We start from the raw sequence: 26,752 nt of genomic DNA, 5'->3' as shown, positions 1-26,752 counted from the left end.
TGTCGTTGCCCGCCTGGCCGCTCAACAGGTCGTCGCCGGCGTTGCCGCGCAGGCTGTTGGCGAGTTCGTTGCCGGTCAGCGTGGCGGCGCTGGTGACGGCGAGGTAGAGGTTCTCGACGTTGGCCGCGAGGGTGTGCTCGCTGCCGTAGCCATAGACGCTGTCGTGGCCCTGGTCGGCGTTTTCGAGCACGCGGTCGCCGGCGCCCAGGTGGTAGATGTCGTTGCCGAGACCGCCGGCGAGCACATTGGCGGCGCTGTTGGCCTGCCCGTAGAGCATGTTGGCGAGGTCATTGCCGGTCGCGCCGACCGGATCGCTGCCGGTCAGGTTGAGCCGTTCGAGGTGGTCGCCGAGGACCCAGTCGATCGGGCTGTGGACGATGTCGTGGCCTTCGTCGGCCGCTTCGACGACCTGGTCGCCGACGTGATCGACGGTGTAGTGGTCGTCACCGGGACCGCCGACCAGCGTGTCGGCGCCGAGGCCGCCGTTGAGCGTGTCGTTGCCCGCCTGGCCGCTCAACAGGTCGTCGCCGGCGTTGCCGCGCAGGCTGTTGGCGAGTTCGTTGCCGGTCAGCGTGGCGGCGCTGGTGACGGCGAGGTAGAGGTTCTCGACGTTGGCCGCAAGGGTGTGCTCGCTGCCGTAGCCATAGACGCTGTCGTGGCCCTGGTCGGCGTTCTCGACCGCGCGGTCGCCGGCGCCCAGGTGGTAGATGTCGTTGCCGAGACCGCCGGTGAGCACATTGGCGGCGCTGTTGGCCTGCCCGTAGAGCATGTTGGCGAGGTCATTGCCGGTCGCGCCGACCGGATCGCTGCCGGTCAGGTCGAGCCGTTCGAGGTGGTCGCCGAGGACCCAGTCGATCGGGCTGTGGACGATGTCGTTACCTTCGTTGGCTGCTTCGACGACCTGGTCGCCGACGTGATCGACGGTGTAGTGGTCGTCACCGGGACCGCCGACCAGCGTGTCGGCGCCGAGGCCGCCATTCAGGACGTTGTTTCCGATGTTGCCGGTGATCCGGTTGTTGAGTCCGTTGCCGGTACCGTTTATTGGTGCGCTCCCGGTCAGCGTGAGATGCTCGACATGGTTCGCAAGCGTATGGCTGAGCGAACTCTGAACACTATCCACGCCCTCGTTCAAGCTCTCGATGACGAGATCGCCTGCATCATCGACGACATAAGTATCATCGCCCTGGCCGCCGCTCATCGTATCGGCCCCCGTTCCACCGTTCAACCAGTCGTTTCCCGACTGGCCGTTGAGCACATCGTTACCCGCTGTCCCGGCAATCGACGAACCCGTGGTGGCGACGATCCGCAACGTCAGTGGCGTTGCAGCGGACGCCCCCAAACCATCGCTGGCCACGATGCGAAGTCCGAGGTCGCCGAGTCCGCCCACCGGCGGCGTGCCGCCAATCGTGCCCGTTCTGGCATCGAAGACCAACCATGTCGGCAAGGCACCGCCGCTGGCGAGGGTCGCAGCAAAAGTCAGGGTATCGCCTGCGTCTTCGTCGATGAAGGTATCGGCGGGAATGCTCAGACTGATTGGCACCCCTTCCTGGACGACCATGGAAGGAATCGCTCTGTTCACGATCGGTGCGTGATTGGTTTCCCTGACCCTCACCTCCAGGAACTGATAGGCCGTGGCACCGCCGGAGTCACTCACGGCAACAGTCAATGCCGCGCTGCCGACATTTTCCGGCATCCCGCTGATCCTGCGCGTCGCCGGGTCAAAGCTGAACCAGTACGGCCCACTGACCGACCATCTGAGCGAATCACCAGAGTTCGGGTCACGGAACGCATTCTCGGGAAGCACGTAAGAAAATGCCTGCCCCTTCACGGCAGGCACGGGGGCCAGCGGAACATCGACCTGTGGGGCAAGGTTCCCCTGGCCAGCAACCATCGCCTCGATCGCTCGTCGGTCCCACGACGAACCATCCGCGAAAGACACGCTATCGACCGTGATGCGCCGCTCGGTCGTTTCAATCTTCAACCAGTCGCTGGCGTTGACATTGAAATAGAGGCCGTCGGTCCGGTACTGCAGGCTGACGTCTCCTGGCAGAAGATCGAAGAGATCGATGCGGTCTGCCCTGTGGATGACGCGATCCTGGCCGTACCCCCGCCCATAACGCACCGTACCGGCACCGTAAAGGACATCATTGCCGGTGCCGCCATCGAGCAGATCGCTCCCTTGTCGACCATGGATCGAACTGCCGCCGCAGAGGGTATCATCACCATCGTCGCCGTAAATCTCGTCGTTTCCGCGGGCGTCCGAGGTGTCACCGTAGATGAGGTCGTTCCCAATACCGCCACGCAGCGTGTCGTTGCCGGTATCGCCATTCATCGTGTCGTTGCCGGCGCCACCGTCCATCCGGACCTTGACCGGCACCGTGCCGCTTCCGAATCGCCTGACATACAGGTACAGGTCATCGTTGGAGGCCGTACCGACCAGCGAGCCGGAGAGGCTGGCCAGCAGGCCATCGGCGAATTGAATTCTCCTGATGGGAATGACGGGTTGTCCGTCCCTGTACCTAAACCCGGCGTCCGCGACCAGCTCCAGGGTATCCGACGTTCCCGCCAGCGACAGCAACCAACTGTGATTGCTCATCGCGGAAAACGTGATCTCCTGCGGGGTGATCCCTTCTCCAAACCAGACGACATCGACGTCATCCCGGGTGATCACCTTGTTGTCTACCAGGCGATCCTGACCCGAGCCTCGACCGAAGCGATAGGTATCGTCCCCGTCACCGCCGCCTCCATTCAGATAGTCGTTGCCGATCCCGCCATCAAGGGTATCGTTGCCACTCGCGCCGTAGAGACTGTCGTTTCCTGCCCCGCCGAGCAGCACGTTCGCTGCCGAATTGCCCCTCATGCTGTTGTCGAGCGCGTTACCGGTACCGGCAAGCGCACTCGCTCCCGACAGTATCAGTTCCTCGACATGGGCGCCTTTGACCGATAGATCGAAGGAAATCGATGCCTCGACGGTATCGCCGCCTTCACCGACGTTCTCCATGATGACGTCACCGGCATTATCCACCACGAACATATCGTGCCCCAGGCCACCGACCAGGGTATCGGACCCGGCCAGGCCATCGAGGAAATCATTGCCATTGCCGCCATCGAGCAGGTCCGACTGGGCGCCTCCCTTCAAGCGGTCGTGGCCATCCAGACCGTAGATCCGGTTGGCAGCGCTGGCCGATCCGGTGATCGTGTCATCGCCCGCACTGCCACCGATGGCAGTGAGGCCGGCACGGACGCTGGCCGCATCCCAGACGGTGCCGTCCGTGAAGCTGAAGCGCTCGATCTCGTTGGCGACCGCGAGAAACTGATTCCTGACGGTCACCCGATCGGCTGCACCCAGCAGGATCACCAGGTCGTTGTTGGCGCGCAGGGTGTCCGTGACATCGGCAGCCCCGAGATCGGAGAACTGCAGGGTATCGACATGACCCGGCGTGAAATCACTATCGGTGATCACGTCGGACCCGTCACCCCGTGCGAAGACATAGGTATCGCCGCCAGTTTCCCCGCCCAATGCGTCCTGGCCCGGACCGCCGGACAGCGTATCGGCCCCGGCACTCCCATTGAGGGCGTCGTCACCGGTACCGCCCAGCAGGAGGTCATCCCCCCACAGACCGTTGAGCAGATCGTTGCCGTTGCCGCCGTCGAGCAGATCCGCGAGCGCCCCACCACTCAGCGTGTCGTTGCCGTCGAGGCCGTAGATGCGATTGGCGGTATCCGCCAGGCCGGCAATCAGGTCGTTGCCGGCTGTCGCAGCGTCGGCAAGCAGTCGCGCACGAATGTCGTTGGCCGCCCAGACCGTCGCTGATCCGGAGAACACGATCCGTTCGACCGCCTTTGCGCCAGCACCCGGCGCAAAGGCGTCGACCACGGTCAACCGGTCGCCGCTGCCGATGATCTGGAGGATCAGATCGTTGCTCTCGCGACCGAGTTTGAGGTCGACCGGCGTCACGTCCGCCGCCAGCACGAGCACGTCGGTTACGCTCGCTTCGCCGCTGTCGACGATGCGGTCGCTGCCGCTGCCGTGGCCAAAGTAGTAGGTATCGCCGCCACGCCCCCCGTCGAGCTGGTCGGCACCACTGCCGCCGTCAAGGCTGTCATCGTCGCCATCGCCATGGAGGCTGTCGGCGCCATCGCCACCGCTGAGCAGATCCTTGCCGTCGCCACCACGCAACGTGTCATTGCCGGAACCGCCGGCGATCTGGTCATCACCCGCCATGCCATCGACCACATCGTTGCCAGCGAGGGCATCGAGGGTATCGTTGCCCGGCGTGCCCGTGCGGATGTCGTCACCCTCGGTCAGCCGGTTTTCGAGGTGCTCGTCGATTTCAGGGCCACGCCATTGCCTGCCGTCGGCAAAACGGATGACGTCGATGGGTGCGCCGGCGTAGTGCCCGAGCACCGTCAGCCGATCGTCGGTGCCGCGCACGCTGACGATCAGGTCGTCGCCGTTGCGCCCGAGAACCAGATCTCCCGGCAGCAGTTCGTTGCCGATCGCCAGCGTATCGGTCTTGCCGGTCGAAGCATCGGCGTTGTCGATGTGATCCTGGCCGCTGCCGATTCCCCAGAAGTAGGTGTCGGAACCGCCGCCGCCGCGCAGACGGTCGTTGCCGGCGCCGCCATCGAGACGGTCGCTGACGCTGGTACCGCTGAGCGTGTCGTTGCCGGCCGTACCGACGAGGTCGAAGCCTTTGGCGAGCAATTCGGGGTAAGTCAGCACGGCGCCGCCGGCGAACTCGAAACGGTCGATCGCCGGGGGAGTGGAGACCCCGAGGGCGTCGTCGGGATCGAATCCGTCGAGGTGGAGGGTATCGTCGGGGTCGCTGCCGACCCTGATCCTGAGCGAGCCCAGCTCCAGCCTGAGGTCGTCCGGCGTGATGCCGGCACCGAAGCGCAAGGTGTTGAGCAGCGGCGCGCCGGTGGCGTCGATCTTCAGGCTGCGGTCGATGATCCGGTCGCTGCCGTCGCCCAGACTGTAGAGATAGGTGTTGCCACCGCCGTCACCATGCAGGAGGTCGTTGCCGCGACCGCCCGAGAGCGTCGCGTGGCCGGCGGTGGTGGTCAGGTCGTCATCGTACTTGCCGCCGAAGCGAAAGCTTGATCCATCACGATCCTCGCTGATCGGCGCATCGGCCTGGCGACCGATCAGTTCGCTGTGGCTCAGCGTCTCGCCATAGGCGAACTGGTAGTATTGCACGCTGCCGATGACGCCGTCGACGACGCTCAGTCGATCGCTGCGGCCGTAGTCGATGATCAGGGTTCCGGCAAAGCTGTCAAGGCGCAGTTCGGCTGAGGTGGCGTCGGGGAAGACGAGGGTGTTGCTGCCTTCGCGATCGACGACTCGCTCGGTCATTCCGGACTCATCGGGCAGGCTGTCGCCGCTGGCGAAGAAATAGTGGTCATCGCCTGCACCACCAGTCAGGTAGTCGATACCGGTCCCACCGACCAGGGTATCGTTACCACCACCGCCTTCCAGATAGTCTCTGTCGGCACCACCCGTCAGGGTATCGTTGTCATCGCCGCCGGTCAGTTGATCCCTGCCGGCGTCGCCGGAAAGCAAGTCCTGACCGCCCTCGCCGAGCAGTGAGTCGTTATCGCCACCGCCTTCGAGAGTGTCGTTGCCAGCGTAGCCGCGCAGGGTGTCGTCGCCAGTGCCACCGTTCAGCAGGTCATTGCCCTGGCTGGCCAAAGGCGTGAGGTCCGTGTCGCCGTACAGTTCGTCATCGCCGTCACCACCGAAAAGGGTATCGCTACCGGCGAATCCCTCCAGAAGGTCGTCACCGGCGTCCCCATACAGTCTGTCGTCGCCTTGTACGGCGACTGTCGAGTCGGCGTCATCGCCCTGCAGTTTGTCATTGCCGCTGCCCCCCTGCAGTTTGTCCCGACCGCCGGCGCCGATCAGGGTGTCATTACCAGCGCTGCCTTCGAGGGTGTCGTCATCCGCGCCGCCCTGCAGAAAATCCTCGCCGTTACCGCCTACCAGGAAGTCGTTGCCATCCTCGCCCCACAGGAGGTCGTTGTCGTCACCCCCGTCGACATCGTCGTTGCCAGCCCCGGCCCAGACCACATCGTTGCCCTTGTCGCCGGTCATCGTGTCGTTGCCGCTGCCGGTGGGGCCTTCCTGGAATTGACTGTCGATCGCCGTGAGGTCAAAGACGAAGTTAAATCCGTTGCGTTGGACACTCCAGGCACCGTAGACAAAACGATCCTGATCGCCAAGAAGATAGTCGTCGCCGCCCAAACCGCCAAGAAAGTCATTGCCGGCTCCACCGTAGATGAGATCCGTGCTGGGAGAACCATACAGGATGTCATGGCCGCCCTGACCCGAGACGAGGTCACCGTACTCGTTGTTGCCGGCGTCCCTGACCTGGAGAGCAAGCGTCTCGGCTCGGTCGGCAAAGACGATGTCGTCGGCGTCACCGCCGGCCAGCAGATCGAACCCCCCAGGACCGCCTTCGATGGTATCGCGCCCGCTTCCGCCGACCACGAAATCCACCTTCTTGCCACCGACGATCCAGTCGTCGCCAGTACGTTGCGTGAGAAAAGGCTGGTTTTGGCCAGCGGCGTCCGGAACCGCCAGCGCCAGATTGAAGCCATCGCCGAGAATCATGTGATCGTTGCCGGCGCTGTTGTGCAGGATATCCGTTGCCCCAGGGGCAGGGACTGCGGGATCGCTGAGCGGGTTGCGCAGGTCGTCATACCGGGGCTGGATGCCGTCCAGTGCCGGGTCGAAGTCTACGATCTGCCGATCACCGACGATTTCCCGGGTGATCCTGGCCGCGTCCGGAGCCTGCGCGAGCCGGATGCCAAAGTCGCTTTCGGCAAAGGCCTCCGGGCTGCTGTAGTGGTCGAAGGTAAGCGACGTGCGGTCGTCGAGGGTGAGCACGCCTGGGGAGTGAAACTTGATCACGAAGCCTTCGTCGCCGACGAAGGTGTAGGTGTCCGAATCGGGGTTCTGGACGAAGAGCCCGGCGATCAGTTTGCCGTTGTACTTGAGGAAGTTCCTGCCGGTATCGACGATATGATCATTGCCGTCGCCGCGGTTGATGACGTAGGTGTCTTCGCCGTCGCCACCGATCAGGATGTCGTCGCCGGGCCCCCCGTTCAAAGTGTCGTTATCGCCGCCGCCATCGAGCGTGTCGTTATCGGCGTTGCCTTCGAGAGAGTCGGCACCGTGGTTGCCGTTGAGGGTGTCGTTGCCGGCGCCGCCGTAGAGATGGTCGTCTACGCCACCGCCGGCCAGCGTGTTGGCCTCGCCGTCGCCGAAGGTGTAGCGCCGGATGCTGGCCAAGGGGCTGTCGGACGGGAAGCCCTGGGCGATCTTGGTGGCACTGAAGGAATCTTCGAAATAAGTGCTGTCCGTCTGATAATGATGATTGTCCTTTTCCGGGTCGAGGGTCACTTGCTCCGGGTTTTTGTTATTGGCGTTGAACCACAGAAGGCGTTGCCTGAAATCGGCGCGGTCGTGCAACCAGGCGTCACTGATCCTGAGCGAAAGCGGGTCTGCGCCGATCGCAAGGGCGGCCTGGTCGGCTTCCCAGTCGGCATAGAGGTCGCTCCAATCGCGACTCAAGGCGGCTTTCAGAATTTCCGGATCGCCGGACGACAGCACAAAGGGGCTCAGGGTGTACAGCGCGGCGAAGGCGGCGAAGTCGCTGCGCGCTGCGCGTTCGATGTCGGCATCGACCCCCTTCAGCGTCAACTGGCCGGCAAGAGCACGGTAGGCTGGGCTGCCGGTCAGGGTGTCGAGCCTGGCGTAGAGCGCATCGCGGCCGGTGTAGCGACCGGTGTTGTCGGTCTTCGCGAAGGTGTTGCCGTCGAGGCTGCCTTGCAGGCGCTGCGCGTGCGGCTGCGGGCCGAGCAGCAGGTCGGCGAGGGCATTGACGACGGTCTCGAGGACATCCCCCTCGGCCTTGCCCTGCGTGCCGCCTTTGCTTTCGGCCCGGTGCCAGGAGGCTTGGCGCAAGACCGTGTCGAGGGCCGCCGTAGCGGTGGCGCGCTGCGTTTCGGGAACCAGTTGCAACAGGGCGTTCTGGACATTCAGCGAGTCGATGATCAGCACCAGGCTGTGGTTGTCGCCGAAGTCGTTGACCGCGTAGTGGTTGACCAGACCCTTGAAGTCGCGCGCCTTGAGCGACTCCCGGGTGACTTCGGAAAGAGCATTGCCGCGCGCGAACGGCTGATCCTCGATGAACAAAGTCACAGGCACCCCGTGGTGCCATAGCGAATGCGCCACGGCCGACCATTCCGGGGTGGTCGTTTCCCGCCCGACGAGGTCGTACTGGTTGGCGAACCGGGGCTCCCCGTAAACCTTGTTGCCGATACTGCGCACGACACCACCGAGGAGGCTGGCCGACCCGCTCCGTTCGGCGGCAAACGAGACCGCCAGCCGGTAGTCGAGGTCGAGCGCCAGAATCTCTTCGGCCAGGACCGCTTTCGGAGAGCTTGCCGCTCCCGCTCCTTCGCCGCCGGCGATGAGCCCGGCAACGCGTACGATATCCGCCTGCAACTTGGTGATCTCTTCGAGCGCGGTTTGCAGGCGCCTTTTCTCCTGGGCGAAGGCTGCACGTTCGGGGTCACTGATCAGATCACCGGTCAGCGTGCTGTTGCGGATCGCGTCGGACGCCTGCGCCACCGTCCAACTGCCGTCGGCGAGATGGCTGCGCACCTCGCGATAGAGCGTGGCGATCGCCGGCGACGCGGAAGAGAGGGCGAGGGCCATCTGTTCGGGGTCGCTGCGCAGATCGTTGAAGGTATCGAGCGCCGCCCGCAGGCCGTCGGGAAGCCCCCCGCTCTTCACCTTGCCGACGCCGGCGCCATTAAAGGTGACGACTTCCTGGACGTCGTCCGGGTGCAGGAGGTGAAAGGCGGTGGCCAGATGTCCGCCGAGGCTGTAACCGGTGACCGAGAACGTTTTGCCCTGGAGTTTGCCCGGATCGCGGCGCAGTTCGTCGTACCAGGTTTCCATGTCGGCAATCTGTCCCCACGCCCAACCGGTGTCCTTGATCTCCTTGACGTTCGTCGCTTCGTTGTCGCGAACGACGTCGTCGATGAATTCGGTTGAGCGGAAGCTCAGGACGAGTTCATCGGTTTTGTTGTTCTTGAACAGCGTGCCGGAGAAGCCGGTGGGAGTGTTGGCGCGCTGATCAAGAACCGTCCAGCCGTCAACGGGATCGGCAAATTTCCTGGCTTCGGATTCGGGGAAGCGGGAGGTGTGCTTGTTGCCTTCTTTAAGGGCGTCAGTGAGATCCTCATTGGAATCCCTGAGGATGTTGGTTTCTTCGTCTCGAATGAATGCCTCAGCCGCCATCTGGAGGCTCGCATACTTGAGGTAGTCAGCAATCGTCGGAGCAGGCATATTTCAGTTCTCCAATTTCGGTTTGAGGACCTTTTCGGCGAAGTCTTGCGCTTGGCGAGGCTGTCGGCCAGACCCATGCTGGGTGCCGAAACTCGGGCAAGCATGATCGGCAGCGAAAAGCCAGGGCGACCGCCCGCCGGCACCGGAGCCCTGGGCACGATCCATCATGTAGCCGATACGTTCGGCCATCACTTCATTGGTCTTGAGGTCGATCACGCGCAGCGAACTGCCGGCGATCCAGTACTCGCGTTCTTCGCGCGTCGAGAGGTCGTCGTAGGTGACGCCGTAGCGAGGGGCTGGGCCAGGGGCGAGAACTTTATCGAGGACGTAAGCGTAGATGTTGAGGTCGTAAGCAGGGTTTGCTGCGAGCTCGCGACGCACATTCTCCGCCGTGACATCCTTGCGCCCAACGGCCTTCACAGACCCGGTATAGCGATACCGCTTCCCATCCTTGGGATCAATCGCCTCGACGTAGAGATAGCCGACACGCGGCGGAAAGCCGAGCGGAGGTGTGCCGCTCGTATTTGCCTGAAAACTGCCGCGCAGGAAACTGACGATATACCCGTCGCCACCCAAATCTCGCCCATACGGGTCATCGAGCAGGAACTGCTCGCCAAAGTTGATCTTGCCCGACCGCAGCTTCATGAGAAACACCCCTTCCACGTTCTCGGCCGTGCGATGGATGGTGACGCCCGCTTTCTTGCAGCGTTCCTGAAACATCGCCTCGGCCGTTTGCAGACGACTGCGGCGGGCGGCTGCGGCGGCTTCTTGCGCGGCGTTGGGCGAGAAACAGCCGGTCAGGCAGGCCACGAGTGCGACGATCAGCGCGAGGAGCGCACGCGGGTTCATGCAGCGATCCCATCATGGCGATTGGCCGCAGCGAGGAGCGTGCCGGATTTGGTGGCCGGCATTTTCCCGATCACGAACCCTGCCAGCTTTCCTCCCCGGAGAAAGCTAAAGATGTCGGCTTCGCCGTTTGGGCTGGACCCATCGAAGTTCAGCAGCTTCCCAGGCGCCAGAATCGCTGCCTGGAAATCGACGGAACTACCGAAACTGACGGAACGGCCGGAAAGCGCAGCGAACGGGTTCATGGCGTGCCTCATGGTCTTGGGCGGTTTCGGCATCTGTACTTAAGTCCAGTATCAGAAAAAAGTCAAGGCATCAAGCGCGATGCCGGACGGGAACGCAGCCACTGCGGCTGTCGCCCTCCGGTGCGCCGGACGCCGTTCCGTGTCGACACGCGCCCTCATTGCCAGCGCTTTATTTGACCGAAACTGCGCCCGGTGTGACCTGAAAAGTGAATACCTCATCGACCTGCAGGCCGGCCGGTACCTGGTGGGTGATGAAGATCATCGTCACCCTCCCCTTCAGCTGGTTGATGGTTGACGCAAGGTGTCCGGCCGTTTGCGGGTCGAGGTTGGACACGGCTTCGTCGAAAATCAGGATGCGCGGGCGCTTGAGCAGTGCCCGGGCAATGGCGATGCGCTGCCGCTGTCCGCCGGAAAGCCCGGTGCCGCGTTCGCCAATCTCGGTCTGATAGCCTTTCGGCAACCGTTCGATGACTTCGTGGATCTCGGCGGCCTTGCAGGCAGCGACGATCTCCTCGAATCCGGCATGCGGGTGCGCCATGCGCAGATTGTCGTAGAGCGTGCCAGAGAACAGCACGGTCTCCTGCGGTACCACTCCGAAAGTCGCCCTCAGTTCGTTGGCGGCAAGATGACGGATGTCCTTGCCGTCAAGCGCGATGTAACCTTCCAACGGCTGATAGAAGCCGAGCAGCAGTTTCGCCAGCGTGCTCTTGCCGCAGCCCGAGGGACCGGTGACGACGGTCAGCCGACCCGGTGTGAAAACCAGGTCGAGATTTCTGAACAGCCAGGGGTGCTGTCCGGAGTAGCGGAAAGCGAGCTTGTCGATGGTCAGCAGGCCTTCATCGAGCTTCTGGCGATGCGGAACCAGCGTGTGCGGCTCGCGCGGCATGTCGAGAATGTCGCCGAGCCGCTTGACGGCGATGCTGGCTTGCTGGAACTCCTGCCACAGACCGACGATTCGCAGCAGAGGCTGGCTCATGCGGCTGGCGAACATCTGGAAGGCGACCAGCATGCCGACGGTGAAGCCGTCGTTCTCCATCACCAGCAGCGCGCCGACGATCAGGATGGCGAGCGTCATCAACTGTTCGAGTCCGTTGGCCGCCACGTGGTAGGTATTGCCGACCTGTCGGGTCGCGAAGCCGGCAGCAAGGTACTGGGCCAGATAGTCGCCATATTGACGATCGATGTCGGGTTCCATCTGCAGCGACTTGACGGTCGCCATGCCCGCAACGTACTCGGTCAGGAACGCCTGATTGCGGGCGCCGAGCAGGAATTGCCGGTTGAGCTTGGTGCGGAACAGCGGTGCAACCAGGAGACTGATGGTGGCGATCGCTCCGAGCAGGATGATGGCGATCAGCGAGAGCTGCCAGCTATAGGCGAACATCACCGCCAGAAACAGGAGCAGAAAGGGAAGATCGAGAATCAGGGTGACGGCCGCGCCCGAGACGAACTCGCGGATGGTTTCGATCCCCTGCAGGCGCGCGACCAGCGTGCCGGTCGGGCGATGTTCGAAGTAGGGCAGTGGCAGTTGCAGCAGATGCCGGAAGACCTGGGCGCCGAGGACGGCATCGATGCGGTTGCCGGTATGCAGGATGAGATACTGGCGCAACCACGTCATGCTGCAAAAAAAGAGCATGAACATCAGCAGTGCGACACCCAGTACGATCAGCGTGCCGTGCGTCTGATGGACGACCACCTTGTCGATGATCACCTGGGTGAACAGAGGCGTTGCCAGGCCGACGAACTGGATCGCCAGACTGGCGAGCAACACGTCGCGCCAGATCGACCTGTGCTTGACGAGTTCGGGAACGAACCAGCCAAAACCGAAGGGCTTGCGCGCGCAGATGAGATCATGCGGGTCGGCCGTTTCCTGGTGGCCGGCGGTGGCGTTTCTGGTCAGCAGAATGACTTCGGCTTCGAGGCGCCGAGGCGCTTCGGCAATCGGCAGTGTTTCGGGAGTTTGCTTGCCGGCTGCGAAGCAGAGCAGCGACTGGCCATCGGTGTTTACGATCAGAACCGGGTGACAGGCCGGCGGTGGCCCTTCCGGGACAGCCGCAGTCTGCAGAAACGCAATGGCCGGCAGCGGCAGCTTCTGCCAATCGACGTCTGCCTGCGCGACGACGCCGGTCCGGAAGCCGAGCGCGCGTGCTGCTTCGTGCAGGGTGGCGAGGGTGTACGGCGGCGGAAACTCCTGCTCGATCAGACCCGCCTCGAACGGCAGGCGGTACAGTGCGCTGAGGCTGCCCAAAAGCCAGATGACGTCCTCGTGCCTCACCCCCTCCAGTCGAGACATGATTGTTATGCTTCCGTTCCGCCCTTCATGTGAAAGTCGCGTCAGCGACTCATGAATCTCTCCTCTCCCTCGTGGTGGAGGGGCCGGGGGAGAGGGAAACGGTGATGACTTTCATGAGCAGGGGTGCCTGGGAAAATCATGACCGTCAGGATGCGGGCCACTCTACTGTTCATTTGAACATCAGTCAACAGACCCCTTCCGGGATCATTCCTAGGACTTCGCCAAGAAGCTGGTTCACCGAATTCTCCTCGGTGTCGTTGTGCGCCTTGCCTGTTTCTCGGCAAGGGCCGGTCTTCGGGAATACTGGGAAGCGGCAATCCGGCGGAGCGAGAAATCGCTTGACGCTCCGACCGATTTCTATAAAATGAGAACAATTCTCATTCTAACTCGTGTTGTACAACCCACGCCATGACTACGGAGCCCGCAACGACCCCGACCCCGGATTCGCCGCACTTGCCGACACAGCCGGATCTCCCGTCGAGCCTGAACAGCAGCCAGATTCTCCGCGGCCAGAAGACGGTCGAGATCGCCCATGGCGGGCAGCGCTACACGCTACGCGTCACCAAGGACAACAAGCTGATCCTGACCAAGTAAGCATCCTGTCTCTCTCCGTAGCGATCGACTGCCACCTCTTTCGCTCGTTCCCGCCAGCCAGCAAACCCCGCCGGGTCCGCCAGCCACAGGTCTTTTTTTGCGCACCGGACGGATTGGGCAGAAGGTGCCGCCAAAAAAGATGAATACCATCACTCACGCCGCCAATCCATACGCCACATACGCGCCCAGGCTGTCCTTGTGCGCCGTGGTCGTGATCGTCGCGATCCATGCCGGCATTCTCGTCCTGCTCACCATGATGGCTATCGTGCCGATGCCGCAGAGCGTCAGCACACTGATGGTTGATATCCTCCGCCCGGAGTTGCCCGTCACCAAGACGCCTGCACCGCCGAAGCCGCCGAAACCGACACCCGTCGAAGCAAAGCCGCGACGCCAGACGACCCCTGTGCCACAGCAGACACTGGCCGCACAGACCCGTTCGCCGGCCGCCTTTTCAGAAACGACGATCGTCAGGGACCCACCTCCACCCACCCTGCCAGACCTACCCGCCCCGCCAGCCCCGGCCACCATCAGCCAGCCCCGCTTCGCCGCCGACTACCTCTCCAATCCCGCACCCGCCTACCCTCCCCTTTCTCGGCGCATGGGCGAAGAAGGACAGGTCGTGCTGCGGGTTCATGTCGAGACCAGCGGCCGACCGTCGCAAATTGAAGTCAGGAAATCGAGCGGCTCCCCACGTCTCGACCAGGCGGCACTGGACGCCGTCTGGCACTGGCGGTTCGTTCCTGCCAAACGGGGCGAGGAAGCCCTTGCCGCGTGGGTTCTGGTCCCCATCACATTCCACCTGAAGAACTGAAAGGCCGTCATGGAAAACCCACTGGGCTTTGCCCACTTCCTCGCCCACACCGACCTCGTCGCCCGCATCGTGCTCTGCCTGATGCTGATTGCGTCGATCGGCACCTGGTACCTGATCGCCACCAAGGGCATCCGCGGGCTGCGCATGCGCCGCCGCAGTGCCGAATTTCTCACCGCATTCTGGGACGCACCCAACCTCGAAGCCGTTGCCGCCCGCATCCGCGAGAAGGGCACGACCGAACCCTTCGCGCATCTGGTACACCACGGTTTCACCGCCATCGAGCAGCACAACCGCTGCAAGCGCGGTGGCGAGTGCGGCACCGTCAACCTGGTCAACGCCGGCAACCCGGAAGACCTGCTCACCCGTGCGCTGAAGCGTGCCATCGACGAAGACAAGGCGGGCCTCGAATTCGGCCAAACCTTCCTCGCCACGGTCGCCTCGTCCGCGCCCTTCGTCGGTCTCTTCGGCACGGTCTGGGGCATCTACCATGCGCTGATCGCCATCGGCATGTCCGGACAGGGCACGCTCGACAAGGTCGCCGGCCCGGTCGGTGAAGCACTGATCATGACCGGCATCGGCCTTGCCGTGGCCATCCCGGCCGCCGTCGCCTACAACCATTTCGCCCGCGAGAATCGCCGTACGCTGTCGCAGCTCAACTCCTTCGCCTACGACGTGTTTGCCTTCCTCGCCACCGGTGTCAAGACCTCACCGATGCTGACCGATGCCCGCGCGACGAGCGAGAAGGTGATCGCCATGGCGCGCGCGCAGGGCGTCGCTGCCGGAGCAGAACGTCAGCCGACCCACCCCGGTCTGGCCGTTCGCTGAGGAGGACAGAACATGGCCTTCGCCAGCATGGAATCCGGCGACGACGACGCGCCGCTGACCGAAATCAACATGGTGCCACTGATCGACGTGATGCTCGTCCTGCTGATCATCTTCATCGTCACGGCCCCCCTGCTCACGCATGCGGTCAAGGTCGACCTGCCGAAAGCGTCGTCCTCGGTCAACCAGACCAGGCCGGAAAACGTACAGCTCGCCATCGATGCCAGCAGCCAGGTGTTCTGGAACGGCGAGCCGGTCGATACCGCCGGGCTTGCCGAACGACTGAAGGCCATCAGCGCCCTGCAACCGCAGCCGGAAATGCACATCCGCGCCGAGCGCACGACGCCGTACGAGAAAGTGGCGCAGGTCATGTCGGACGCCGCCAGACTCGGCGTCTTGCGCATCGGGTTCATTACCGATCCGTCAGGCGCGCGGTGACCGCGCAAATGCGCTGATCCAGACACTCATGACTTTTTCAGGCCCCTTTGAGCATCACTCGTGAGTCGCTGACGCGACTTCCTCATAAAGAAACAAGGCAACACCCATTCCATTGACCAGCCAGCCAGACGCGATGCCGTTCAGCCAGCCACAAACCCTTACCTCACGGAGATTTGTATGCCTGCTGACGCCTTGCGCCAGACCACCTGCCCGCGCGCCTGCGCACCGACCCCTTCCCTGCCCCGCCGGCTGCCACTGGCCGCACTGATGGCGCTCTCCTTCGGGGCCGGCGCGCAAACCGCCGGCGAACAGACGATGGCACCGGTCGTCGTCACCGACACCGCCGAGCGCCAGCCCGACGGCTACCTTGCCACGCGCACGCGCGTCGGCAAGGTGGAACAGGACCCGCAAAGGATTCCGCAGGCGATCACCACGGTGACCAGTGCGCTGCTGGAAGAACAGCAGGTCGGCTCGCTGCGCGAGGCGATGCGCAACGTCTCCGGGATCACTTTCAACGCCGCCGAGGGCGGCCGCTCGGGCGACAACATGAACCTGCGCGGCTTCTATACCTTCGGCGACATATATCTCGATGGCATCCGCGACACGGCTCAATACAACCGCGAGACCTTCAACTACGAGCAGATCGACGTGCTGCGCGGCGCCGGTTCGATGCTCTTCGGCCGCGGCCAGGCCGGCGGTGTCATCAACCAGGTGAGCAAGACTCCCCTGCTGATGGACCAATACAAGCTGACCGGCAGCATCGGCACCTACGGCTACCGCGAGCTGACCGCCGACCTGAACAAGCGCTTCAGCGCCGATGTCGGCCTGCGCGTGAACCTGATGAATCGCGACGAGGGAAGCTGGCGTGAGAATCTCGCCAACGGCGACGAGCCGGAAGTGCACCGCCAGGGTGCTGCGATCAGCCTCGCGCTCAACCAGACTTCGCACAACCGCTTCTGGCTCAACCACTATTACCTGAAGACCCGCGACAACCCCGACTACGGCATTTCCTTCGACGGCGTCACGCGCCGCCCGAACGAACGCTTCCCGTCGCGGGCCTACTGGGGCACCGACAAGACCTTCGACGACAGCGACACGTCAATCACGACACTGGTCAACGAATATCTCTTCGACCCCGAATCGATGCTGCGCACGCAGGTCCGTGTTGCCGACTATCAGCGCAGCTACTGGGCAAAAACGCCGAACCTGACCCTGCCGCCGAGCGCCAACGGCGTCAACGGCGGCAACGTCACACGCTCGTCCCATTACGAAACGGTGACGCTGCAGTCCGACTACTCGACGCGCTTCAAGACCGGCGGCATCGGCCACGAATTCCTGGCCGGCATGGAATATCTGAAGGAGGACAGCTTCCGCCACGGCCTGCAGAACTTCGGCGGCACGACCCATGCCAACCCGCCGCTGTTCCATCCCTACCAGGAAGCGCTGACCGGCACCCCGACGAAATTCACCAGCGACTCCTACGCGATCTACGTGCAGGACAGCATCGAATTCATCCCGCACTGGCAGGCCACCGTCGGCCTGCGCCGTGACGAGATGGATGCCAAATATTCCAGCACCACCTCGCCAAACCTGAAGTACGGCGAATGGAGCACGCGCGCCGCGTTGTCCTGGCAGCCGCAGGAAGAAGCGCATTACTATCTCGCCTGGAGCGATTCCTTCAGTCCGACGGCCGACCTCTATCAGTTGACGGTCGCGCCGATGCCGGCCGAGCGCAGTCAGGTCACCGAACTCGGCGCCAAATGGCTGCTGTTCGGCGGCGATCTCGCGCTGCGCACGGCCCTCTACCGCGCCAACAAGGCCTGGGAACGGAATACCGACCTCGAATCCACGGCCGCCATCCTGACCAGGAAGCGCCGTACCGATGGTTTCGAGGTCGAGTTAGCCGGTCGCCTGAGCGATCGCTGGGAAATCTTCTCCGGCCTGGCGCTGATGAACGCCACAATTCTCGAAACCGCGACCAACGTGAACGCCACGACCGGCGCCGTCACTCAGGGCGACCCGCGTCTCGTCGGCGAGCGCGCGCGCAATGCCCCGGTTTATACCTTCAACCTGTGGTCAACCTACCAGTTGACCGGCCACTGGAAGATCGGCGGCGGCGTCGAGGCCAAGGGCAAACGCTTCGCTTATCAGCCGCAACAGGCAGTCAGCAGCGCCTTCGTCAACGGACAGTTCACACCGAACACGGCAGCAGCCTATCAACGCTGGGATGCCATGGTCGCTTATGAAGAGAAGCACTGGGCCGTGCGCCTGAACATCAAGAATCTGTTCGACCGGCTCTACTATGACTCGATCTACGACAACGGCGGTTTCACCGTACCGGGTACGCGACGTGCCGCCATCCTCACCGGCGAGCTGAAGTTTTGAGCAGGGAAGCGGCAGGCATGACGACCAATCGCCGACGGTTCATTGCCGCTGTTGCTGCCGGCGTCGCCGGCAGCGCTCTTCCGGGGATTGCGCTGGCCACGACTTCCCGGCAGGCCGTCGTGGCCGCCGCCTGGCGCGGTCCGAACCCGGGCGATTCCTACTTCGCCGGCGCCCTGGTCGCCGACTGGGAAACTCGCAAGCTCGACATCCGCCACGCCGTGCCACTGCCGTCGCGGCCGCACGGCCTTCTGCCGGAGGCCGATGGCGGCATGCTGGTCGTGGCGGCGCGTCCCGGCACCTGGCTAATGCGGTGCGACGCTCAGGGCAAGGTGCAGCAGCGGGTATCGCTGGAGGAATCGTCCACACGGCGTTTCTGCGGCCACGCCGTCGTCGCCGCGAACGGCGAAGTGCTGCTGACCACCGAAACGGAGCACGGCAAGGGACGTGGCCGCATCGGCGTGCGCGACCGGCGGACGCTGCAGAAGCTCGACGAATGGGATACGCACGGCATCGATCCGCACCAGCTCGCGCTCGACGCCGCTGGCCAGTTGATCGTCGCCAACGGCGGCGTGCCGAGAACGCTGACCGACCAGAAGTATGATCTGCAGCGCATGGAATCCTCGCTCGTCCGCCTGGATACCGCCAGCGGCAAGCGATTGCGCCAGTGGCGACTGGACGACCCGCGCCTCAGCCTGCGGCATATCGCGTGGAGCCACTCGCCGGTCGACGATGAGGCCTATCTTGGCATCGCCATCCAGGCCGAGCATGACCGCCGTGAGGAGCGCGCACAGTCCCCGATCCTCGCCGTACTCGACGGCGACCGCCTGTTCGTGCCGACACGGGCCAACGACGGCATCGGCTACGCCGGCGACATCGCGGCCGCCTGGGACGGCGGTTTCGTATTGTCGAGCAACCAGGTCGGCCTCGCCCAGCTCTGGCACCCTGCTGCGGGCGAACGCATGACGCCGCTGGTCAGGATGGAGGAGGCTTACGCCCTGACTTCATGGCGGGGGACCGGATCGTCCGGCGGCGTCCTCGTCGCAACGGCCCTGGGACTGGTGCGCAGTCACCCGCGGCTCAAACCCGTTGCCCTGCCATGGCCGCAGCCGATGACGCTGGACAATCACTGGAGTCTGATCAGCGAGACCTGATCGTTGCTTTGCTGAATGCGCAGGGCTATCGCCTCCGAGATTGCCACCCGCCTTCACGATGAGGTGTTCGTGACCCGGCTTGAGGTCGCGGGGGGTTCGGCTTTGAGTCCTCTCCGGAAGGGAGTGGTGCCGGCTGCTCGGTGACCACGGTTTCGGAGTGATCAGGCAGCGTGGCAGTCACGCGGTCATGCAGAGGCGGACAGCAGGCACCACCGTAACGGTCCCGGTCCCGCTGCACGACGAAATCCGCATCGGGACGCTGCAATCGATCATCCGCCAATCAGGCCTGCCCAAGTCTCTGTTCGAGCAAGGTTGAGCATTCAGATCAGTGCTTCGGCAGATGCGAGTGATGATGCGCGATCCGGCCGGCCGTGCTCCACTCGGTGCTGTGCGGTTCGATGCGCAGAATATGATGATCTCCGACCATGGCAGCTATCGCGGCAGCGATGGCGACGACATCCTCGATCGGAATCTCCTGGTCTGCAACGGGCGCCTGAACCGGCGCTGTCTTTTTAGGCGCGGGGGCGGACGGGCGCTTGTGCGACACCCAGGTGCCAACGCGGTTGAGCAGCGGGAACCATGAGAGGACCAAACCGATGAACGAGATCACCACGAAGCTCAGAAAGAAGTCGATCAGGCTGAGCAGCAGCGCGCCTTGCAGGGTGTCGGGAATGAGGGAATTCATGTTCGCGGTCCTCGATGTGGAAAAGGCAGGGTCAGCATGGCGTGTTCAGCCGACACCGATCAGCGCGAGCATGATGCCGCCGGAAATCGCGGTGCCGAACACACCGGCCAGGTTCGGACCCATCGCATGGTAGATGAGGAGGTTTTTCGGGTTCTCCTGGTACGCGACGATGTGCGAGACGCGCGCCGCAATCGGCACCGAAGCGATTCCAGCCGAGCCGATCAGCGGGTTGATCTTGGTCTTCAGGAACAGGTTCATGATCTTCGCCGTCACCACGCCAGAACCGGTACCGAACAGGAAGGCGATCAGACCGAGTCCCACGATTTCCAGGGTCTGCAGCGTCAGGAACTTGTCCGCCGCCATGGTGGAGCCGATGGCCACGGTCAGGATCATGATGATCACATTCATCAGGCCACCCGCGGCGGTCTTGGCCAGGCGATCGACGACGCCGGTTTCCTTGAACAGATTGCCGAGCATCAGCATGGTGATCAGCGGTGCGACTGGCGGGAAAAACAAATTGACGATGATCGCGATCACGATCGGGAAGGCGATCTTCTCCAGCTTGCTCACCTTGCGCGATTGTTCCATGCTGATCTGGCGCTCGGCCTTGGTGGTCAGCAAGCGCATCACCGGCGGCTGGATCATCGGCATCAGCGCCATGTACGAATAGGCGGCCACCGAGACCGGTCCGAGTAGATGCGGCGCCAGCTTGACGGTGACGAAGATCGCCATCGGGCCGTCGGCACCACCGATGATACCGATGGCGCCGGCCTCGGCCAGACTGAAGCCGAGCAGCTTGGCGAGAATCAGTGCGACGAAGATTCCCAGGTGCGCGCCGGCGCCGAGAATGACCAGCCTGGGATTGGCGATCATCGGTCCGAAGTCGGTCATGGCGCCGACACCGAGGAAGATCAGTGGTGGAATGATCAGCAAGGCCACGCCCTGGTAGGCATAGTGGAAAAGCCCACCCTCCTTGACGACGTAAAGCAGCGCCGAAATCGCCTGTCCACCGGGTACATCGTCTGGCGGACCGGGAACGTTGGCGACGATACACGAGAAGCCGATGCCGATCAGCAGCAGCGGTTCGTAATGCCTGGTGATTGCCAGATAGATCATCGTACAACCGATGATGACCATCACCAGGTTGCCGAACGAGAAATGCACAGCTCCGGTCTGATCGAGCAAAGCCTGGAGAAAAACCGGGATTTGATCCACTGCCACCTCCTGTATCCGGGAAAAACGGCAGGATGTCCTGCCACTCACCGCCGCGCCGGGAATCGCCAACGGGGAAGAGTTGGAGTATAAGTGTCACCAATGAGCGTCCTAACTAGGGTTGGCACTAGATCTTGCCGCCCGTCTTGCCCATGATTTACCCATCAACCGACCGGTCTCAAGCAGTGATACCCAGCATCTCGCAGCGGTCACCATGGATCGCCCGATGACCTTCATCCAGCAGGGATTGCCGGGCGGCGTCTGGATCGCTCCTGCAGGCGCCGGCAGGTGGGTCGCGTTGGCGCTGCTACTCACCGCATTGATCGGTGTTCTCGACTACCTCAGCGGCTACGAGCTGCGACTCGGCAGCCTTTACCTGTTGCCGATCATGCTTGCCACCTGGAGTGCAGGACACCATGCGGGGCTATCGATCGCCGCTGCCGCCTGCCTGTGCTGGCTGCTCAGCTTCAGCTCATCGCACGGCTACGCGCGGCCAGAGCTGTTCTATTGGGACGGCCTCGTGATGGTGGTGGTCTTCATCGTCTTCGTCATCCTGCTGACCCGGCTGCGCCTGGCGCTGCAGCGCGCCGACGAGCGTTTCGTGCGCGTGCTCGACGAAATGCACGCGGCGGTCTATGTGATGGACGCGCACAGCGGACGAATCCTGTACGCTAACCGACGCTTGGCGGAGATGATCGGCGCAGAGCCGAATGGACTGTGCGCTGCCGACCTGCCGCAATACCTCACTGGCGGCGATGGCGATCATCGGCGCAGCGTGCTGCCCGCATCCCACGGCTTCAGATCCGAAGAACGGCGCGACCCGGCGAGCGGCCGCTGGTATCTCGTGCAATTCGGCGCGATACCCTGGCAGGACACCAGCGCAGTGACCCTGATCGTCGTCACCGACATCTCGGACCGGCGCCACGCGCAGTTTCTGCGGCGCGAGAACCGGGACATGATGTACCGTACGTCGCGCCTTTCCGCGCTCGCCGAAGCCACTTCCGTACTGGCACACGAGATCAACCAGCCGCTGATGGCGATCGCCAGCTACAACGACGCCTGCCTGCGCCTGTTGGCAAGCAAAACGATGGAACGTGCGGAACTGGCGCACGCGCTCGAGAAGTCACGCGGCCAGGCCATACGCGCCGGCAACATCGTCACGCGGATGCGCGACTTCGTGCGCAGCAAACACCCCCAGCCGGTATTGTGCGAACTGAACGCCATCGTTCGCGAGGCGATCGAGCTGATGGAAGCGCGCATCGAGGACCACTGCGTCGTCGTCACCATGATGCTGGCCGAGCACCTGCCGCCGATACTTGCCGATCGTTTCCTGCTCGAGCAGGTGGTGGTGAATCTGCTCGAGAACGCGGTCGAAGCGATGCGGCCGCTTGCCCAGCCGCGTCGCCGTCTGACTGTCTCGACCGGATGGCAGCCCGCCGGAGCGATCATCGTGTCGATCAGCGATCAGGGTGAAGGAATTCCCGCAGCCATCGACAAGTATCTGTATACGCCATTTCGATCCACCAAGCCGGAAGGGCTCGGGCTCGGCCTGTCGATCTGCCGATCGGTGGTCGAAGCGCACGGCGGGCGCCTGTGGCATGACCCGAATCCAGGCGGCGGCACGATTTTCCACTTCACGATCGCCGCGGAGGATGCGTGAGCGACAAGCCGGCAATCGAACAGACGGTATTCGTGATCGACGATGACGAGGCGGTGCGCGACTCGCTGGGAATGCTGTTGCGCACGGCCGGCCTGCAAGTGCAGCTCTTCCACTCGGCGCGGGCCTTCCTCAAGCGCTTCAACCGGGAGAGCTCGGGCTGTCTGATCCTCGACATCCGCATGCCGGTGATGAGCGGCCTCGATCTGCAGGACGAGCTCTACAAGCGGCGCTGCCGCATCCCGATCGTTTTTCTCACCGGGCACGGCGACATCCCGATGGCGGTGCGCGCGCTGAAAAAGGGCGCATTCGACTTCATCGAAAAGCCGCACGACGGGCAGCGCCTGGTGCTGGCAGCCTGCCATGCGCTACGCGCCGATGCCGAGCAGCGCTGCGGCATCACTGCCCCCTTGCATTCGCCACCGGACCTGGCGGAGCGCCTGGCGCTGCTGTCAGTCCGCGAGCGCGAGGTACTCGAATACATCCTCAAGGGCCGGCAGACGCGCGCCATCGCCGAGAATCTCTGCGTCAGCGTCAAAACGGTCGAATTTCATCGCAGTCGTATTCGGGAAAAGTTGCACATCGGCTCGCTTGCCGAATTGTTCCGGCTGTTCATGACGAACGGCGACTAGGGCCTGTAGCGCGATGAGTTCTTTCCTGTAGTGGAAAAGGGACTTCGACCAACACTTTCATTCGCACCCAATCGTCGGCAGGCGGTATCTCTATTCACGGAAATCGCCTAAGCTGCCCGCCGAAGGGATGTCCAGCAAGCTGGATTCGCTTACTTCATCAGCTTGAGGGGGGCAGTCTGGTACACCCACCGACAACCCGATGAGGAGCGCGGATCACTGGCTGGCCATCGAACCTGTCCTGACCGGGCTTGACGCTCTCGTGGCCGAGGTGTTCGGCGAACATCGGGACGACCTCCATCGCAGGAAATCATGACTGTCCGAAACCTTGAATTCCTCTTTCGTCCCACCTCGGTGGCGGTGATCGCCGAGCCTGACGAACCGAGTCGCTACGCCGAAGTGGTGCTGGCCAATCTCGCGGCCGGCGGATTCAGCGGTCCGGTCATGTCGGTCAGCGCCAGGAAACGCGCCCTGTTCTTCATGGGTGACGAGGTCCGCCTCGGCGACCTCGACGGGGTGCCCGATCTGGCAATCATTTGCGCTTCACTGGAGCAGGTACCTTCGATCATCGCTCAACTCGGCGCGCGCGGTACCCGTGCGGCGATCGTCGGCCCGTGGATGTGGCACAAGATGAGCCATGGGACGATCGCGACCGCGCGCAAGGCCATTCTCGAAGCCGCCCAGCCCTACCTGATGCGCGTTCTCGGACCGGGCAGCGGTGGTCTCGTGGTACCGGCCAGAGGGCTCAATGCCAGTGCGACCCCGGTTTCGATCAAGCCGGGGAAGATCGCCCTGGTCGCGCAGTCGACCGCCGTCACGGCGGCCGTGCTCGATCGCGCCTACAGCAAGGGAATCGGTTTCTCGACGGTGCTCCACCTGGGTGCCAGCCTCGATGTCGACCTTGCCGACGTGCTCGACTGGCTGGCGGCAGACCCCGACACCCAGTCGATCCTGGTGCAGTTCGACGAGGTGACGGCCGGGCGCAAGTTCATGTCGGCGGCGCGTGCCGCCGCACGCAACAAGCCGGTGGTGACCATTCGCGGCAGCCCGCTGCAGGGCAGACCGCAGGGCAACGGACCATTCACCGCTGACGATGTTTACGAAGCAGCCCTGCGCCGTGCAGGCTGGGTGCGCATCGATACACTCGGGGACCTGTTCGCCGCCGTCGAGGCGATGGCACGGGTGCGCCGCTTGCACGGCGAGAGTCTGACCATCCTGGCCAACGGTCATGGCCTGGGACGGATTGCCGGCGACCGGCTGACACGTTCCGGCGGCCAGCTCGGCAGGCTGTCGCCGGCTACCCTCAAGCGTCTCGAAGAACTGTTGCAAACGCGTTCAAGGCTCTCGAATCCGTTGGCGCTGCCGGCGGACATCACGGCGACTCACTGGGGAGCTGCACTGGCCATCGTACTGGCCGACGAGCATACCGAGAATGTCCTGACCGTTTTTTCACCTTCGCCGTTTGCTCCCAGTGCTGAAGTCGCCGCGGCGATCTGCGAGGTATCCCGCAAAAACGAGCGCAACGTCTTTACCTGTTGGGTAGGCGGTGCCGCCATGCTGGAGGCGCAAAAGATTGTGGCGGCGCAAGGCGTGTTGAGCCATGAGTCGCCGGAAATGGCGATCACGGTCTTTCTCGGCGTCGTCAGCTACCGGCGCAATCGCCGCTTGCTGATGCAGATGCCGCCATCGCTCGCAGAGGGTTTCTCACCGGACGTGGCAGCCGCCCGCAGCGCCCTCGGCGAAGCGATGGCGGCGGGTGCGGGCCCGCTATCGGTACGCCAGGCACGACGACTGTTGCAGGCCTACGGTCTGGCCGTTGGCGAGCATCCTCTGGCGGGCAGTATCGACGAGGCGATTGCCTGCGCCGATGCGCTCGGCTATCCGGTTGATCTCGCCCTGCTGCTTGCCGGCGGAGCAGAGTTTCCGGAGAGCGCTTCCGGTCTGCGGTCGCCGGCAGAGATCCGCATCGCGGCGCGCGACCTTCGCCGCCGTGTACGCACCCAGCAGTCTGGCAGCCGCGTCGAGGCTTACCGGCTGCGACCGGGTGCGGCCCGCAGTGGAGCGCCCGCACTGCGTCTGGGCGTTGCCGACGATCCGGTGTTCGGTTCGGTGATTTTTCTTGGCCCGTCGACCACGGGTTTTCGTGGCGGCCGCCTGGTGGTTGCCTTGCCGCCACTCAACCTGGTACTGGCCAGTGATCTGGTGACCCGCAGCGGTTTCGCCGAGGAACTCCCGGAAGACGATCGGCCGGCACTGCAAGCCGCCGTGAGCAATGCCCTGGTTCGTCTTTCGCAACTGCTCACCGACCTCGATGAGGTGACTGACATCGATCTCGACCCACTGCACGCCGAGGCTTCGGGAGTCGTCGTGCTGGGCGCGCGCATCGGCGTCGAGCAGACCGCAGGCAGGCGCGGCCATCGCCGCTTCGCGCTTGCTCCCTATCCGAAGGAACTTGAACAGCACGTGGATTGGCAGGGTCGCCGGCTCCTGATCCGGCCGATTCGACCGGAGGATGAAAGCCTGCTCGGCGAACTGCTCAATTCGCTGGCCCCCGAAGATTCCCGGATGCGCTTTTTCAACTCGATCAAGAGCCTGCCGCGCGCCCGTCTGGCCCGCTTTTCCCAGATCGACTACGACCGCGAGATGGCCCTGGTCGCCATCGAGCGTGGAAACGAGGGCGCCGAGCATGCGCTGGGTGAGGTGCGGGCCGTGGCCAATCCCGGCAGTACGTTCGCGGACTTTGCCATCGTGGTCGCTTCGGCAATCAAAGGCCAGGGACTTGGCAAGCGGTTGCTGCAATGCCTGCTCGGCTACTGCCGAAGCCGCGGCATCGCCGAATTGCGCGGCGAGACCCTGGACGGCAACCTGCGCATGCAGCGTCTCGCACGGAGCCTCGGTTTCACCGTGACCACCGGAGCGGATCGCGGTACGCTGGATCTGAGCCTGTCGTTGAATCCGCACGAGAAGCGATGAAACGCCCGGGCAACGATCGCAAAACGTGCCCGAGAGACTCGCGGTCATCCTGCCAGCCCGCTGCACCGACCAATGGCGGCGAAACGCTGATGAACCATTCCTCAACGACCACCAGCCGATCCGTCACTCGGCGCTGATCAAGGCGGCGCTATTGCACGTCCAGTTCGAGACCATTACGAGATGCTGCAGCGGGTGCGCCTGCAGGCTCGGTGCCGTCACCGGCCAGAGCCCGCTCACTGTGGGTAAAATGCTCGACGCGATGATCGAGTTGGGCTTGCTGCGCGAAGTAACCGGCATGAAGCGCAACCGCATCTACGAATACACCGCCTACCTGGAACCGCTGAACCGGGAAGGTGAATGAAGAACCAAGAAGACCACCGATGCCCCTGACCCTGCCCCAACTAGAGCGCCATCTCTTCAAAGCTGCCGACATCCTGCGCGGCAAGATGGACGCCTCCGAGTTCAAGGAATACATCTTCGGGATGCTGTTCCTCAAGCGCTGCTCCGACGTCTTCGACCAGCGCCGCGAGGAGGTGATCCGCTTCGAAATGGAAGGCGGCAAGGCCGAGGCGGAGGCACGGCTGTCGGCGGAGAACTCGCGCTGGTACAAGAAGGAAGGCTCCTTCTGGGTGCCGCCGCAGTCGCGCTAC

General features: G+C 63.5%; 17 protein-coding genes and 1 pseudogene. 12 read left to right on the top strand and 6 right to left on the bottom strand.

Annotation, left to right across the window (positions count from 1 at the left end):
• The 4 genes from V5B39_RS15310 to V5B39_RS15295 form a co-directional block, all read right to left on the bottom strand.
• Nucleotides 1-9,364, bottom strand: a 9,364-nt coding sequence (locus V5B39_RS15310; RefSeq protein WP_332343733.1) for a calcium-binding protein, incomplete at its 3' end; no start/stop codon positions are given.
• Nucleotides 9,365-9,367: 3 nt separating this feature from the next.
• On the bottom strand, nucleotides 9,368-10,213 hold the full coding sequence (locus V5B39_RS15305) for a hypothetical protein (RefSeq protein WP_332343732.1): 846 nt from the start codon (nucleotides 10,211-10,213) through the stop codon (nucleotides 9,368-9,370).
• Nucleotides 10,210-10,455 carry a hypothetical protein gene (locus tag V5B39_RS15300; RefSeq protein WP_332343731.1) on the bottom strand — a complete coding sequence of 82 codons (246 nt, stop codon included), beginning with the start codon at nucleotides 10,453-10,455 and terminating at the stop codon, nucleotides 10,210-10,212. Before V5B39_RS15300 ends, V5B39_RS15305 begins: the two co-directional genes overlap by 4 nt.
• A 169-nt stretch (nucleotides 10,456-10,624) precedes the next feature.
• Nucleotides 10,625-12,745 carry a peptidase domain-containing ABC transporter gene (locus V5B39_RS15295; RefSeq protein WP_332343730.1) on the bottom strand — a complete coding sequence of 707 codons (2,121 nt, stop codon included), beginning with the start codon at nucleotides 12,743-12,745 and terminating at the stop codon, nucleotides 10,625-10,627.
• Nucleotides 12,746-13,153: 408 nt separating this feature from the next.
• On the opposite strand from V5B39_RS15295, the gene V5B39_RS15290 reads away from it, so the two are divergent.
• The 7 genes and pseudogenes from V5B39_RS15290 to V5B39_RS15260 all read left to right on the top strand — a co-directional run.
• Nucleotides 13,154-13,339, top strand: coding sequence for a hemin uptake protein HemP (locus V5B39_RS15290; protein WP_332343729.1), 186 nt, complete (start codon nucleotides 13,154-13,156; stop codon nucleotides 13,337-13,339).
• Nucleotides 13,340-13,478: 139 nt separating this feature from the next.
• Nucleotides 13,479-14,150, top strand: a complete 672-nt coding sequence (locus V5B39_RS15285) for an energy transducer TonB (protein WP_332343728.1) — start codon at nucleotides 13,479-13,481, stop codon at nucleotides 14,148-14,150.
• A 9-nt stretch (nucleotides 14,151-14,159) separates the two neighbouring features.
• The gene (locus V5B39_RS15280) at nucleotides 14,160-14,975 is read left to right on the top strand and encodes a MotA/TolQ/ExbB proton channel family protein (RefSeq protein WP_332343727.1); all 816 of its coding nucleotides are present in this window, start codon (nucleotides 14,160-14,162) and stop codon (nucleotides 14,973-14,975) included.
• Nucleotides 14,976-14,987: 12 nt separating this feature from the next.
• Nucleotides 14,988-15,410, top strand: a complete 423-nt coding sequence (locus V5B39_RS15275; RefSeq protein WP_332343726.1) for an ExbD/TolR family protein — start codon at nucleotides 14,988-14,990, stop codon at nucleotides 15,408-15,410.
• Between the two features lie 177 nt (nucleotides 15,411-15,587).
• Complete coding sequence (locus V5B39_RS15270; RefSeq protein WP_332343725.1) at nucleotides 15,588-17,795, top strand: TonB-dependent receptor; 2,208 nt, start codon at nucleotides 15,588-15,590, stop codon at nucleotides 17,793-17,795.
• A 17-nt stretch (nucleotides 17,796-17,812) separates the two neighbouring features.
• Nucleotides 17,813-18,946, top strand: a complete 1,134-nt coding sequence (locus V5B39_RS15265; protein ID WP_332343724.1) for a DUF1513 domain-containing protein — start codon at nucleotides 17,813-17,815, stop codon at nucleotides 18,944-18,946.
• A gap of 127 nt (nucleotides 18,947-19,073) precedes the next feature.
• Nucleotides 19,074-19,262, top strand: a pseudogene (locus tag V5B39_RS15260) (type II toxin-antitoxin system HicA family toxin); the annotation flags it as partial.
• A gap of 9 nt (nucleotides 19,263-19,271) precedes the next feature.
• Here V5B39_RS15260 and V5B39_RS15255 read toward each other — a convergent pair.
• Together V5B39_RS15255 and V5B39_RS15250 are read right to left on the bottom strand one after the other, a co-directional pair.
• Complete coding sequence (locus V5B39_RS15255; RefSeq protein ID WP_332343723.1) at nucleotides 19,272-19,631, bottom strand: hypothetical protein; 360 nt, start codon at nucleotides 19,629-19,631, stop codon at nucleotides 19,272-19,274.
• Between the two features lie 45 nt (nucleotides 19,632-19,676).
• Entirely contained in the window at nucleotides 19,677-20,768 is a 1,092-nt protein-coding gene (locus tag V5B39_RS15250; protein ID WP_332343734.1) for a sodium ion-translocating decarboxylase subunit beta, read from the bottom strand.
• 301 nt (nucleotides 20,769-21,069) lie between these two features.
• On the opposite strand from V5B39_RS15250, the gene V5B39_RS15245 reads away from it, so the two are divergent.
• The 5 genes from V5B39_RS15245 to V5B39_RS15225 form a co-directional block, all read left to right on the top strand.
• Complete coding sequence (locus V5B39_RS15245; RefSeq protein WP_332343722.1) at nucleotides 21,070-22,503, top strand: sensor histidine kinase; 1,434 nt, start codon at nucleotides 21,070-21,072, stop codon at nucleotides 22,501-22,503.
• Nucleotides 22,500-23,132: a response regulator transcription factor gene (locus tag V5B39_RS15240; protein WP_332343721.1), complete on the top strand. Its 633-nt coding sequence runs from the start codon at nucleotides 22,500-22,502 to the stop codon at nucleotides 23,130-23,132. The genes V5B39_RS15245 and V5B39_RS15240 overlap by 4 nt, the downstream gene beginning before the upstream one ends.
• A gap of 309 nt (nucleotides 23,133-23,441) precedes the next feature.
• Nucleotides 23,442-26,102 carry a bifunctional acetate--CoA ligase family protein/GNAT family N-acetyltransferase gene (locus tag V5B39_RS15235; RefSeq protein WP_332343720.1) on the top strand — a complete coding sequence of 887 codons (2,661 nt, stop codon included), beginning with the start codon at nucleotides 23,442-23,444 and terminating at the stop codon, nucleotides 26,100-26,102.
• 25 nt (nucleotides 26,103-26,127) lie between these two features.
• Entirely contained in the window at nucleotides 26,128-26,463 is a 336-nt protein-coding gene (locus tag V5B39_RS15230; protein WP_332343719.1) for a hypothetical protein, read from the top strand.
• A gap of 19 nt (nucleotides 26,464-26,482) precedes the next feature.
• A partial coding sequence (locus V5B39_RS15225) for a type I restriction-modification system subunit M N-terminal domain-containing protein (protein WP_332343718.1) occupies nucleotides 26,483-26,752 on the top strand: 270 nt, incomplete at its 3' end.

This window comes from Accumulibacter sp., from assembly GCF_036625275.1.
Lineage (GTDB): Bacteria > Pseudomonadota > Gammaproteobacteria > Burkholderiales > Rhodocyclaceae > Accumulibacter.
The sequence above is the reverse complement of the archived record's forward strand: the minus strand, read 5'-3'. Positions and strand labels throughout refer to the sequence as shown.

Coding starts and splice junctions, on each gene's coding strand:
- V5B39_RS15265 (WP_332343724.1), top strand. CDS start 17,813: ATGACGACCAATCGCCGACGGTTCATTGCCGCTGTTGCTGCCGGCGTC.
- V5B39_RS15305 (WP_332343732.1), bottom strand. CDS start 10,213: ATGAACCCGCGTGCGCTCCTCGCGCTGATCGTCGCACTCGTGGCCTGC.
- V5B39_RS15280 (WP_332343727.1), top strand. CDS start 14,160: ATGGAAAACCCACTGGGCTTTGCCCACTTCCTCGCCCACACCGACCTC.
- V5B39_RS15235 (WP_332343720.1), top strand. CDS start 23,442: ATGACTGTCCGAAACCTTGAATTCCTCTTTCGTCCCACCTCGGTGGCG.
- V5B39_RS15255 (WP_332343723.1), bottom strand. CDS start 19,631: ATGAATTCCCTCATTCCCGACACCCTGCAAGGCGCGCTGCTGCTCAGC.
- V5B39_RS15295 (WP_332343730.1), bottom strand. CDS start 12,745: ATGTCTCGACTGGAGGGGGTGAGGCACGAGGACGTCATCTGGCTTTTG.
- V5B39_RS15270 (WP_332343725.1), top strand. CDS start 15,588: ATGCCTGCTGACGCCTTGCGCCAGACCACCTGCCCGCGCGCCTGCGCA.
- V5B39_RS15300 (WP_332343731.1), bottom strand. CDS start 10,455: ATGAACCCGTTCGCTGCGCTTTCCGGCCGTTCCGTCAGTTTCGGTAGT.
- V5B39_RS15250 (WP_332343734.1), bottom strand. CDS start 20,768: ATGGTCATCATCGGTTGTACGATGATCTATCTGGCAATCACCAGGCAT.
- V5B39_RS15285 (WP_332343728.1), top strand. CDS start 13,479: ATGAATACCATCACTCACGCCGCCAATCCATACGCCACATACGCGCCC.
- V5B39_RS15275 (WP_332343726.1), top strand. CDS start 14,988: ATGGCCTTCGCCAGCATGGAATCCGGCGACGACGACGCGCCGCTGACC.
- V5B39_RS15245 (WP_332343722.1), top strand. CDS start 21,070: ATGACCTTCATCCAGCAGGGATTGCCGGGCGGCGTCTGGATCGCTCCT.
- V5B39_RS15290 (WP_332343729.1), top strand. CDS start 13,154: ATGACTACGGAGCCCGCAACGACCCCGACCCCGGATTCGCCGCACTTG.